The organism is Nocardia cyriacigeorgica NBRC 100375 (genome assembly GCF_000308555.1).
GTDB classification, from domain to species: Bacteria; Actinomycetota; Actinomycetes; order Mycobacteriales; family Mycobacteriaceae; genus Nocardia; species Nocardia cyriacigeorgica.
In genome coordinates, this window is the sequence record NZ_BAFY01000155.1 from 21549 (window position 1) to 33528 (window position 11980).

Consider the following 11980-nt stretch of genomic DNA (forward strand, 5'->3'; position numbering starts at 1 on the left):
AGCCGCGGTTGGGTTGCCGGGGCCAGGAGTGGGTAGCCTCATGGCGTGATCAACATTTCGGCGGAACAGGGGCTCTACAGCACCCCGGTGGAGATTCGGGTCGCTGCATCGGTCAGTCAGTTGCCGATCGTGCGCGGGCTCGCCGAAACGCTGGTCCTGCTCAGCGATTTCACCCTGGACGAAGTGGCCGACATTCGGCTGGCCGTGGACGAGGTGTGCTCGGCCCTGATCGCGGTTGCCGCACCCGAGAGCAGTCTGCACTGCCGGTTCACCGTGGGCGATCTCGAACTGCAGGTCCGGGTCTCCGGCGTCGCCGCCGAAGAGGGCCTGCCCGACCAGCGCAGCTTCGGCTGGCATGTGCTTCGGACTCTCACCGATTCGGTGGAAGCCACCCAGGATCCCTTCGATCCGGCCGTCTCCGGGTACCCCACGACGGTCGAATTCCGTCGCGTCCGGGGGAAGGCGTAGTGCGCGACGAGGACACCGTGCTCGACCCCGCAGACAACGACGGTGCTCCCGAGACGACCGACCAGCCCGAATCCGCCGGCCCCACCGACCAGGCCCCCGACGGCGCCGAGCAGCCCACCGGCACCGACGAGGAAACCATCGAAACGGCGAGCCAGGTCTCCGGCTACGACGATGTCGCGGCGCTGTTCACCCGGTTGGCCGCCACCGAGGCGGGTACCGATGCCTACACGTCCCTGCGTGACGAGCTGATCAACCGGTGCATCCCGCTCGCCGACCACATCGCCCGCAAGTTCAGCGGACGCGGGGAACCCTTCGACGACCTCACCCAGGTCGCGCGCGTCGGACTGGTGCACGCGGTGGACCGGTTCGATGTCGAACGCGGCTCGAACTTCCTGTCCTTCGCCGTGCCCACCATCATGGGTGAGGTCCGCCGCTATTTCCGGGACAACACCTGGGCGATGCGGGTGCCGCGACGGGTCAAGGAAACCCATCTGCGCATCGGCGCCGCGGTCGACTCGCTCTCCCAGACGCTGGGCCGCTCGCCCACCGCCAAGGAGATCGCCGCCGAACTCGACGTCGACCCCGACGAGGTCACCCAGGCCGTCATCGCCGGCAACGCCTACCAGCCCACCTCCATCGACGCGGCCTCCGCGGGACGCGATACCGACGCCTCGCTGCTCGACACCCTCGGCGAAGAGGAATCCCAGTTCGACCGGGTGGAGGAATACGTCGCCATCCGGCCGCTGCTGGACGGGCTGCCCGAACGCGAACGCCGGATCCTCACCATGCGGTTCTTCGAGTCCATGACCCAGACCCAGATCGCGCAGCAGATGGGCATCTCACAGATGCATGTCTCGCGCATCCTGGCGAAAACCCTTGCCCGGCTGCGGGAGCAGTCCGCGCGGGAGTAGTCAGCCGGCGCGTTCGCGCTCCTTGCGCAATTTCGCCGGCGCCGACAACCACCAGGCCGCATCCAGCAACTCCCGCAGCTGGTCGAGGTCGACCCGGTCGAGGTCGATGAGAATGTAGGGGTAGCCGTCGTAGTGCGCGGTGGTGTAGTACGCCGGGTCCCCCGAGGCCAGCAACGCCTCCTTCTCCTCCGGATCACACAGCAACACCAGCCCGCCCTCGGCCTCCACCCGCAGCCGCGCGAACCCTTTCTTGCCCACCTTCAACGCGGGCCCACGCCACCAGGTCGACTCCTCGACGCCCGGCAACTGCGTCGCCAGCGCCACCACGCCTGCCCAATCGATCGCCATACCGTTCAGTGTGCCCCGCACAGCATGCGTCGACTTGGACGAATGTCGCATGCGGTATCGCCTGATCTGCCGGTCCGGGCGGCTCGACCTCGATCGGCAGTCGGCCCGGTCGGTGCGGTGACGGTGTGGCACACGCTGGGCGCCCGGGCCGGTCCGCCGCGATCCTTGGCGACGGCACCCGCCCGAGCCCGAGCGCAATCCCCTCCTACAGCGGTTTCTGGAGCGCCGCCAGGAACATCGCGTCGGTTCCGTGGCGATGCGGCCAGAGCTGGGCGCCCGGGCCGGGGCCGAGCTCCGGTACGCCGGGGACCAATTCGCGGGTGTCGAGCTGAACGGCGCCGGTGCGGCGGACGGCGTCGGCGACCACGGCCACGGTTTCCGGCAGATGCGGCGAGCAGGTCGAGTAGACGACCACCCCGCCGGGGCGCAGCAGCTCCCAGGCGGCGGCCAGCAATTCGCGTTGCAGGACAACCAGTTCGGCGACGTCGGCGGGCGTGCGACGCCAGCGGGCTTCCGGGCGACGGCGTAGCGCACCCAGGCCCGTGCAGGGTGCGTCGACCAGAATGCGGTCGTAACCGGGAGCCAGTCCGCTGTCGCGGCCGTCGGCCACGTGCACGCGGACCGGGAGATCGGCGGTGGCTTTCCGGACGAGTTCGGCGCGGTGTTCGGCCGGCTCCACCGCGTCCACCTGGAACCCGTCGATAGCGGCGAGGGCGCCGAGCAGCGCCGCTTTACCGCCGGGGCCCGCGCACAGGTCGAGCCAGCGGCCGTTGTCGGGACCGTCGAGCTTGGCACGGGTGAGGGCGAGCGCGACCAGCTGGCTGCCTTCGTCCTGCACGGCGGCCATACCTTCGCGCACCGGCTCCAGCTTGCCGGGATCACCGCCCTCCAGATACACCGCATACGGCGACCAGCGGCCCTCCTCGCCGCCGGTGACCAGCGCCAGTTCTTCGGCGGTGATATCGCCGGGCCTGGCCACCAGATGCACAGCGGGGCGTGCGTCGTCCGCGGCGAGGGCGTCGGCGAGTTCGGCCGCGTCCGCGCCGAGCGCGTCGGCGAAGGCCTGCGCGATCCACGTCGGATGCGCGTACTCGAACGCCAGATGGCCGACCGGGTCACGCGGGGCGAGCAGCTCGATCCATTCGGCGGCATCACGCTCGCCCGCTCGCCGCAGCACAGCATTGACGAAACCGGCTTTGCCCGAACCGAATTCGGCTCGCGCCAGCGCCACCGAGGTGTCCACGGCGGCGTGCGCGCCGATGCGGGTGCGCAGCAGCTGGTAGACGCCCAGGCGCAGGATGTCGAGTAGCGGGCCGTCGATATCGGCGACGTCGCGTCCGGCGCATTCGGCGATCACCGCATCCAGCACACCCTGCGCACGGCATGCGCCGTAACCGAGCTCGGTGGCCAGCGCCGCGTCCCGCCCCTCGAGTCTGCGTTCGCGCAGCAACCCGGGCAGCACCAGGTTGGCGTAGGCGTCGCGTTCGCGCACCGCTCGCAAGGTCTCGAGAGCGACCTCCCGCGCCGGATCGACAGTCGGCCGACGCCCACTCCGATCCTGCGCCCGCCCGCCTGTCGCCCCGCGCGGGCCGCCGGTATTCCGGCGGCCACCGGAGTCTGCCCGAGCTGCACCGCGCCCGCGGCCCGAGCTGTCGGAGGCACGTCGCTGACCGAAGCGTTCCCCCGTCCCCGATCCACCACCGCGACCCGAACCGCCCGGACCACGGCGATCTCCCGCCTGCGATCCTCCACCCGAGCCGCGAGAACCACGGTCACCAAAACGTTCACCCGCCCGCGCTGCGCCCCGCCCGCCGCCCGAACCACGTTGGTCACCAGGGCGTTCACCGGCTCGCGAGGCGCCGCGTCCCTGGCTCGAGCCATCGGCACCACGGTGCTCACCGGAGCGATCGCGCGCCTGCGCTGCGCCTCGACCCGAGCCCGGGCTGCCTGAGCCACGGCGATCATCGAACCGCCCGCCTGCTGGCGATGCGCCCCGTCCAGATCCCGAGCCGCCCGAACCCCCGCGGCCACCGAACCGCTCGCCGGACTGCGGTCTTCCACGTCCACCGCTCGACGAATCCCGGTTCCCGGTCGCGCGCCGCGCTGCACCGTTGCGGTGCTCGCCGGAACCCCGAGCGCCGGAACCCCGAGCGGAATCCCCAGGCATCGTGGATCGTTCGCCCCGCCCGGGACCACCCGCAGGCTTGTCGCGACGACGCTCGTCGCCGCCGGAACGGTCGCGATCGTTGTCGTTCATTCGACCACCGCGCCCGGCTGGAGGCGGGCGCCGCGGGCCCAGTCGAGGGCGGCCATCATGCGTTTACCTTGGGGCTGCACCTGATTCAGACGGACAGCGGTCGTCGCGGTCCCGACGTAGACACCGGTCTTGCGGACCTCGATGTGCCGCTCGGGCAGCTCGTCCTCGACCAGTTCGACCGGGCCGAGCTTGAGCCGGTTGCCCGCGACGACGGTCCAGGCGCCGGGTGCGGGGGTGACGGCACGGATGCGGCGGCTGATGGCGAGGGCGGGCTGATCCCAGCGGACCCGCGCGGCCTCCACCGCGAGTTTCGGCGCGTAGGACACACCCTCGGTAGGCTGCGGAACCGCTTGCAGGGTCCCGTCTTCCACGCCGTCGAGGGTCTTCTCCAGCAGGACCGCACCGCTGTCGGCGAGCCGATCCAGCAGCTCACCCGCGGTATCGGTGACGGCGATGCGTTCGGTCACCACACCGAAGACCGGGCCGGTGTCGAGTCCGGCCTCGATCTGGAAGGTGGAGGCGCCGGTGAATTCGTCGCCCGCGTCGATGGCCGCCTGCACCGGGGCCGCACCCCGCCAGGCGGGCAGCAGGGAGAAATGCAGGTTGATCCAGCCGTAGCGCGGAATGTCGAGCACTTGTTGCGGCAGCAGCGCGCCGTAGGCCACCACCGGGCAGCAGTCGGGCGCCAATTCGGTGAGCTGGGCGACGAATTCGGGATCGGCGGGACGCGCGGGGGTGAGCACCGGGATGCCGTGTTCGTCGGCCAGCTTGCCCACCGGCGACCGGGTGACCTTGCGCCCACGTCCGGCGACGGCGTCGGGCCTGGTGATCACCGCGACCACCTCATGGCGTGCGGAGTCGATGAACCGCCGCAGCGACGGCACCGCGGGTTCGGGGGTGCCCGCGAACACGATCCGCATCAGCGGCTCCGCTCGGCGACCGACCGGCTGGGGCGCACCGTGATCCCGGCGGCGAACCAGTCCGATTCGCGAATCGAGCGCATCGCGTCCTTGCGGTCGGCGGGCTCGAGCCGGTCGATGAACAGCACGCCGTCGAGGTGATCGGTCTCATGCTGCACACAGCGCGCCAGCAGCCCCTCGGCATCGAACTCGACCGGCGCACCGGTCATATCCACGCCGGTGGCCCGCACCCGAAGCGCGCGGCGGGTGTCATAGCGCAGGCCGGGGATCGACAGGCAGCCCTCCGGCCCGATCTGTTCCTCCTCGCCGAGCACCGTCCAGCTGGGATTGACCAGGTGGCCAGCGGCGTCGCCGGTGTCGTAGACGAACACCCGCAACCCGACCCCGATCTGCGGAGCGGCCATGCCCACCCCGCCGTCGTCGTGCATGGTCTCGGTGAGATCGGTGACCAGCTGCCGCAGCTCACGATCGAATTCGGTGACCTCCGCCGCGCGAGCTCGCAGGATGGGGTCGCCGAACAGGCGAACGGGCTGAATGGTCACGGCGGCTCCCGGGAGTACGGAGGAAAGTCGGTCGCCCCATTCTAGAGAGCACGCCGGGCCTGCCGGAGATCCCGGATGCCGCGACCGATTGCTGGTACAAATCCGGTGCGGTCCGGGCGGGGTGTCGAGCCCTCCGTCCGGCCGTCTCCCGCTCGGCTCAGATATTGCCGCCGATGACGACCTGCGGGATGCCGGTACCGAGCTGCACGGGCTCGCACACCGGGGTGGGCGCCGTTGCCGGATCGAGAGCTTCCAGCAACAGCTGCATCACGAACGGGTCGTACACCATGTGGAAGTGACCGGTCAGGTTGGCCGGGCAGCGATCCTGGATCACGACGTTCTCCGCGCCGGGGCCGTGCAGGGCGATGTTCTCGAACGGCTGGATCATCTCGTCGACGCGGCTGCCGATGGTCACGTAGTGCACGCCGGGCACGGTGTCGCCGCCGGCGTTCAGTTCCAGCATGACCGGCGAGCCCTGCGCTTGCTGCACCGCCGCCAGCGAGGTGACCTGCGCGAACGCCTCCAGCACGCCCGGAATCGCCTGCGCGATCGGCACCAGCCCGTACATCACCCCGCCGTAGCTGGGCGAGGCCAGCCCGACCCAGCGGCCCACGTTCGGGGCTCCGCCGAGCTTGTTGATGTAGTAGCGGGTGACGTTGGCGCCCTGCGAGAAGCCGACCAGATCGACCTTCTCGGCGCCGGTCGCGGCGAGCACCTGATCGACGAAGCCGCCGATCTGATGCGCGCTCAGCCGCAGGTCCTCGGTGCCGAAGCTGACCGCGCCGGGCTTACCGCCGTAGTTGAGCGCGAACACGCAGTACCCTTCGGACGCCAGCAGCGGCGCGATGGCCGACCAGTCGGAATAGGCGCTGGCGTCGGTGCCGTGGGCCAGGATGACCGGGCGCGGATGGGCGGGCGTCGGGGTACAGCCGAAATCATTGGTGCGCTCCGGGACGGCGTCCGGATGCGATTTCATGTACAGCGCGGCGGCCAGATGGTCCGGTTGCGGCGGCGCCGACGCGGTCGGTACCAGCGGCGGCCGGTATCCGGGCGGCTGGGCCCCTGCCGACCCGGATAGTGCCGTCGCCGAACCGATGAGCACGGCGAGTGCCGCGAGGCCCGCGAGCGCGGCGCGACCCCGTTGTGACATTCCCCGACCCCACAAACCGCGTGTTTGTTCCATATCACAATGATCTACCCGATCCGCGCGAAAAGCGCGCCCTGGACGGGGTATTCACCACCCCGTTATTTTTCGGGGCTCTCGTCGTCGGCCAGGATGCGATAGAGCGAACGGCGGGCTTCGGTGAGCACATCGGCCGCCTTGGCCGCCTGCTCCGGTGTACCGGCAGCGGCCACCTGAGCGACCGCGCCCATGAGCTGCCCGACCAACGCGCGCAGATCCATCGCCTGCGCTCCGACGTCCTGCGTGACGTCGGCCCACGGGTCACCGAGCTCCTCGCGATGCTCCTCGACGTAGGTGGTGCCGGATTCGGTCAACTTGGCGGTTTTGCGGCCGGCGACCTTCTCGATGAGCACCAGGCCTTCGTCCTCCAGTTGCGCCAGCGCGGGGTAGATCGATCCCGGGCTCGGCCGCCACAGATCGTCGCTGCGCTCCCGGATCTGCTGGATGAGTTCGTAACCGTGCATGGGGCGTTCGGTCAGTAGCAGCAGGATGGCCGCGCGGACGTCACCGCGCCTGCCGCGACCGCCGCGCCCACGTCCGCGGCCGAAACCGGGGCCGAAGCCCGGCCCGAAACCGGGACCGAATCCCGGGCCGAATTCCGGACCCCAGCCGTGCCGTCCGCCGCGTCGGAACTGTCCGCGGCGCGGGCCGCACTCGTCGAATCCGGGTCGTTGCCTGCCGCCGTGACGGCCATGTCCTCGATGCGTTTCTGCGTTTTCCATGTCGAGCCTCCTCAGACTCCGATGTGTTTGAACACTATCAACGATATATCGGCAATCTATCCATGACAACCCTCCGCTCGAGATCTGCCGCACACCGCCGGCCCGCCCTCCGGTACTTCACCGGATAGCGGGCCGACACCGCCGACCGCTCAGGCGGCCAGCGAATCGATCCAGCGCGCCAATCGATCCCCCTCCGCCCGCATCAAGCCGGGATCGCGAAAAGTGTTGGTGAGTAGCGAAATACCCTGATAGGCGGCGATCAACGCGACACCGAGTTCGGCGGCATCCGCCCGGCCCATCTGCTCGAACTGCCGTTGCGCCCAGTCCACCAGCACCCGCATGGTGGCGGCGATCTCCGCGTCCAGCACCTCGGGGCGCTTGTCCATCTCGGAGGCGAGTGTGCCGAACGGGCAGCCGAACCGCGCCGCCTGATCACGCAGATCGACCCAGCCGGCGATCAGCGCTCGCAGCCGCTCGCGCGGAGTTCCGAGGCCATCGAGCTCCGCGAGCAGATGCCCCAGCCTGTGTCGATGCGCTTCGACCGCCGCCTCGATCAGCTGATCCTTGGTCTTGAAGTAGTAGTAGACATTGCCGACCGGCACCTCGGCCGCCTTCGCGATGTCGGCGATGGTGGTCTTCTCGATACCGCGCTCGTAGAAGACCTGAACGGCGGCATCCACCAGACGCTGGCGCTTTCCCGCCTTCACCGCAACTTGTGAGTCAGTCATACAACTAACTGTAGACACGCGGCGATACGTCCGCTACGGTGAGTTAGTCAGTCAACTAACTAAGTACTTCACATGATCGTGGTAACCGGTGCAACCGGAAATGTCGGCACCCCGCTGGTCGGCGCCCTCGCAGCAGCAGGCGCGAACGTGACGGCCGTGTCGCGCACTGTCGAGCCCGGCAGGGTGGCGCAGGGAGTGCAGGTCCGCCAGGCGGACGTCACCGAGCCGGAGAGCCTGCGACCGATCCTCGACGGGGCCGAGGCCCTGTTCCTGCACGACACGGGCATGAGTGCGCACCTGATGCGCCCGGCCGACATCCTCGACGTGGCCAAGGCCGGCGGAGTCCGCCGCGTGGTGCTGCTGTCGTCACAGGGCGTGGCCACCCGGCCCGACTCGGTCTCCCACGGCGCCGTCGCCCAGGCCTTCGATGCGGCAGTACGGCAGTCGGGCCTCGAGTGGACCATCCTGCGACCGGGAGCTTTCCACTCGAACGCCTTCGCCTGGGCGCCCTCGGTGCGCAACGCCCGGACGGTGGCGGCGCCGTTCGGAGATGTCGGCCTGCCGATCGTCGACCCGCGCGATATCGCCGAGGTCGCCGCGGCCGCCCTGCAGTCCGACAGGCACGCCGGACAGGTCTACACCCTCACCGGGCCCGAGTTGAGCTCGCCGCGGCAGCGGGCGCAGGCCCTGAGTTCCGCCCTGGGTGAGCCGGTCCGGTTCGTCGAACAGACCCGGGCGCAGGCTCATGCGCAGATGCTGGAATTCATGCCCGAACCGGTGGTCGAGACCACCCTCGACATCCTCGGCGCCCCGACCGACGAGGAACGGCGGATCAGTCCCGACGTGACGGGGGTGCTCGGCCGGCCGGCCCGGCCGTTCCAGGACTGGGCGATGGCGCATATCGACGCGTTCCGCTGAGCCCAGGTCGCCCAGGCCATCCGGTCCGCCGCCGGCCCAGCACCGCTACCGCGAGTTCGACGGTAGTGCTCCGGCCCGGCGCGCGCGATGAACCGAGCGGGCCGAGGACAGCCGGCTCATCACAGCGGTCAGCGAACCGGCCCCTCGCGTTGCCGAACGCGAGGGGCCGCTCCGGGCGTCGGCGCCGGTTGCCGTGGACTCGGTACAGGGCAACACCGGCCGACGGCAACTCGAGGGCGACGATCAGTCGATGTGCCGACGGGCCGGCGTCCGCGCACAGCCGGCCGACGGCACCTGCCGGGTGACGATCAACCGATGTCGACGGGATCGATCTGCACGCGCAGCGGGGCGTCGGAGCGTTGCGCGCTGCGGACGGCTTGGGCGGCGGTGAGGGACCGCGACAACGCCGAGGCATCGCGGCGGGGCGTGCGTAGCAGGATGCGTTCGACCTCGGCGGGCGAATCGCCGGTGAACGGCTTGCGAGCGAACGGCGGCAGCGGTACGGGGCCGAGCAGGTCGACCGACTCCGGAAGGGTTGCCGCCGCGAGGAGTTCGGTGATGGCCTCGCTGGTGCCGTCGACGGCGGCCATCCGGACCGCGGGCGGGAAGCCGACCTCCGCCCGGCTGTCGACCTCGGCTCGGGCATGCCCGATCGGATCCCAGCGGATGAGGGCCTGAACCGTCGGAATCGACGGTTCAGCCATCACGAGCACCTGGCCGTGCGGGCGCACCAGGGCGGCGGCGGTCATCCAGCGGCGCAGAGCGTCCTCGGCCGCGCGCAGATCGGCGCGGCCGAGCAGGGCCCACCCGTCGAGCAGCAGCGCGACGCCGTAGCCGCCGGGCAGCACGGGTTCGGCGCCGACGGTGGCGACCACCACCTGCGGCCCGGGTTCCACGATGTCGAGGACGGCGCCGCCGCCGGACCCGCGGATCGGCACACCGGGGAACGCCCGCCCGAGCTCCTCCGCGGTGCGGGTCGCCCCGATCACCACCGCCCGAAGGGCCCGCGAACCGCAAGCGGCGCAACGGAAACCGGCTTCGGTGCGCCCGCACCAGCGGCAGGCGGGGCTGTGGGCGACCTCGGACGATTCCGGACCAGCCGGCCCGCGCTCGGGCAATGCGAGAGGCCCGTTGCAGTGCCGGCAGCGTGCGGGCGTCCGGCACCTCCCGCACGCCAGCGCGGGCACGTATCCACGCCGCGGCACCTGGACCAGGACCCCGGCGCCTTCTTTCAGCGCGGACCGGGCTGCCGCGAACGCCGCTCCGGGAATCCGCACCGCCCGCGCGACAGGGTCGCGTTCCAAGGCGAGATCGGTATCGCCCGGCGCGCTGATCCGCGGCGTGGCCGAGCGCAGCGTCGCCCGGTCGGCGACCAGATCGTGGGCCCAGCCGGAGTCGACCACCGCCTGGATTTCGGCGGTTCGCGCGAACCCACCGGCCACGAAGGCCGCGCCTGTTTCGTGCGCGCGCAGCATCGCCACCTCCCTGGCGTGCGGGTACGGGGCGCGCGGTTCGGCGTAGGTGTCGTCGCCGTCGTCCCAGAGCGCGATCAGGCCGAGGTCCTGCGCGGGTGCGAATACCGCCGCGCGCGTACCGACGACAACCCGCGCCGACCCGCGCAGCACGGCCAGCCAGCGCCGATACCGGGCCGCCGGCCCGAGCCCCGCCGACAACCCCACCGCCTTGTCCCCCACCAGCCGCTGACATTCGGCCAGCACCCGATCCAGATCCCGCTGATCGGGCACCATCAGCACCGCGCTACGCCCACCGGCAACCACGACTGCCGCGAGCTCGGCCAACCGCACCGCCCACTGCTCCCCCGGCAACGCCTGCCACGCCGCCCGCACGCCCCGGCCGTGCGCCAGTGCCTCGAGGAAGCTCGCACCGTGCAGGTATCTGTTCCAGGACACGAGATCGACACCGGCGCGGTCCAACAGCCCGGCGGGGGTAGCCACCGCTTCCGGCGCTGTCGCTTCGGCGGGCCGTCCACTCGGGCTCGGCGATGCGTCGGGGCCGGGGGACTCGTGCGGAGCGCGCGACCGCCCAGGCCCAGGCGACGCATCCGGGTCATCCGGCACACTCGAACCGTCCGAACCGCCTGGTCCGTGCGACCGGCCGCTGGCTACATTGTGCGTGGCGGCCGCTGGAATCGCCTCGGCCTGAAAGGTTTTCGACGTCGTCGAGCTACCGGGGGCACTGTGCGTCGGATGCTGCTCTGCCACGGCCCGATCGCCGCGCAGGCCATGCTGCCGTTCACCGCCGTCGTCGGTGTCCGGTGGCGCCGAACGGAGGTCGTCATCGGTCCGAGCGGCGCTGTCGACAGCTGGTGCGATATCCGATCCGGCGGCGGACGTATCGTCTTCGCCCGCAGCACTATTCGTGACCGGGGTTGTCTTGGCCGACTTGGCTTGCGCGGTCCCCCCGTTCTCGGTGCGCGCATGCCGTGGCGGGATCGCCAGGCGCAGGACGTCCGCGCGGCTGCCGGCGTACCGGGCGGCCACCGAGGTGACCAGGCGCAGAATCTCCGGGGTGAGGACTCGTTCGGCCGACACCACGCGATCCAGCGGCACCAGCTTGCCCGTGTGGTCGCTGGCCGCGAGCCGGTCGAGCAGATAGCCGTCGACCAGGCGACCGGCGAACCGGACCCGCACCCGCACGCCCGGCTGCGCGATCTCGTCGTACTCGGGCGGAACGAGATAGTCGAAATCGCGATCCAGGTGCGCCGGGGTCAGCAGTGGGAGTACCCGCGCGATCGGCAGCGCGAGCCCCGGATCGGATGGTGTGGACGCCCCCGACACAGCCGACACCCCCGGCGACGGTTCGTCGCCGGGGGTGTGCTCGGCCGCGAGTTCGTCCACCCGGGCGCGGAAGCTACAGGCCGGCGGCGGCGCGCAGCTTGTCGGCGCGGTCGGTGTGCTCCCAGGGCAGGTCGACGTCGGTGCGGCCGAAGTGGCCGTAGGCGGCGGTCGGCGCGTAGATCGGG

At 70.9% G+C, this 11980-nt stretch carries 11 protein-coding genes; 3 read left to right on the forward strand and 8 right to left on the reverse strand.

What is annotated here, in order from left to right; translation table 11 throughout:
• Positions 1-45 precede the first annotated feature (45 nt).
• Positions 46-468, forward strand: coding sequence for an ATP-binding protein (locus RJ05_RS14870; protein ID WP_036537802.1), 423 nt, complete (start codon positions 46-48; stop codon positions 466-468).
• Positions 468-1379 (forward strand): RNA polymerase sigma factor SigF, encoded by a 912-nt coding sequence (locus RJ05_RS14875; RefSeq protein ID WP_085996212.1) that lies wholly within the window; start codon positions 468-470, stop codon positions 1377-1379. The genes RJ05_RS14870 and RJ05_RS14875 overlap by 1 nt, the downstream gene beginning before the upstream one ends.
• Here RJ05_RS14875 and RJ05_RS14880 read toward each other — a convergent pair whose 3' ends face one another.
• The 7 genes from RJ05_RS14880 to RJ05_RS14910 form a co-directional block, all read right to left on the reverse strand.
• Positions 1380-1727, reverse strand: coding sequence for an MmcQ/YjbR family DNA-binding protein (locus RJ05_RS14880; RefSeq protein WP_036537803.1), 348 nt, complete (start codon positions 1725-1727; stop codon positions 1380-1382).
• 205 nt (positions 1728-1932) lie between these two features.
• Entirely contained in the window at positions 1933-3228 is a 1296-nt protein-coding gene (locus RJ05_RS31755; protein WP_036537804.1) for an RsmB/NOP family class I SAM-dependent RNA methyltransferase, read from the reverse strand.
• A gap of 752 nt (positions 3229-3980) precedes the next feature.
• Positions 3981-4904, reverse strand: a complete 924-nt coding sequence (fmt, locus tag RJ05_RS14890; RefSeq protein ID WP_036537805.1) for a methionyl-tRNA formyltransferase — start codon at positions 4902-4904, stop codon at positions 3981-3983.
• Entirely contained in the window at positions 4904-5446 is a 543-nt protein-coding gene (gene def, locus RJ05_RS14895; protein ID WP_036537806.1) for a peptide deformylase, read from the reverse strand. The genes fmt and def overlap by 1 nt, the downstream gene beginning before the upstream one ends.
• Before the next feature lie 157 nt (positions 5447-5603).
• Positions 5604-6596 (reverse strand): esterase/lipase family protein, encoded by a 993-nt coding sequence (locus tag RJ05_RS14900; RefSeq protein WP_036537807.1) that lies wholly within the window; start codon positions 6594-6596, stop codon positions 5604-5606.
• Positions 6597-6691: 95 nt separating this feature from the next.
• Positions 6692-7351 carry a PadR family transcriptional regulator gene (locus RJ05_RS14905; protein ID WP_036537808.1) on the reverse strand — a complete coding sequence of 220 codons (660 nt, stop codon included), beginning with the start codon at positions 7349-7351 and terminating at the stop codon, positions 6692-6694.
• Between the two features lie 149 nt (positions 7352-7500).
• A complete protein-coding gene (locus RJ05_RS14910) occupies positions 7501-8079 on the reverse strand; it encodes a TetR/AcrR family transcriptional regulator (protein WP_036537809.1) in 579 nt (192 codons plus the stop codon).
• 72 nt (positions 8080-8151) lie between these two features.
• On the opposite strand from RJ05_RS14910, the gene RJ05_RS14915 reads away from it, so the two are divergent.
• The gene (locus RJ05_RS14915) at positions 8152-8997 is read left to right on the forward strand and encodes an NAD(P)H-binding protein (RefSeq protein ID WP_036537810.1); all 846 of its coding nucleotides are present in this window, start codon (positions 8152-8154) and stop codon (positions 8995-8997) included.
• A 308-nt stretch (positions 8998-9305) separates the two neighbouring features.
• On the opposite strand, the gene RJ05_RS32335 is transcribed toward RJ05_RS14915, so the two are convergent.
• Positions 9306-11756, reverse strand: a complete 2451-nt coding sequence (locus tag RJ05_RS32335) for a primosomal protein N' (protein WP_228789161.1) — start codon at positions 11754-11756, stop codon at positions 9306-9308.
• Positions 11757-11980 lie beyond the last annotated feature (224 nt).

Coding starts and splice junctions, on each gene's coding strand:
- RJ05_RS14880 (WP_036537803.1), bottom strand. CDS start 1,727: ATGGCGATCGATTGGGCAGGCGTGGTGGCGCTGGCGACGCAGTTGCCG.
- fmt (WP_036537805.1), bottom strand. CDS start 4,904: ATGCGGATCGTGTTCGCGGGCACCCCCGAACCCGCGGTGCCGTCGCTG.
- RJ05_RS14900 (WP_036537807.1), bottom strand. CDS start 6,596: ATGTCACAACGGGGTCGCGCCGCGCTCGCGGGCCTCGCGGCACTCGCC.
- RJ05_RS14905 (WP_036537808.1), bottom strand. CDS start 7,351: ATGGAAAACGCAGAAACGCATCGAGGACATGGCCGTCACGGCGGCAGG.
- RJ05_RS14910 (WP_036537809.1), bottom strand. CDS start 8,079: ATGACTGACTCACAAGTTGCGGTGAAGGCGGGAAAGCGCCAGCGTCTG.
- RJ05_RS14915 (WP_036537810.1), top strand. CDS start 8,152: ATGATCGTGGTAACCGGTGCAACCGGAAATGTCGGCACCCCGCTGGTC.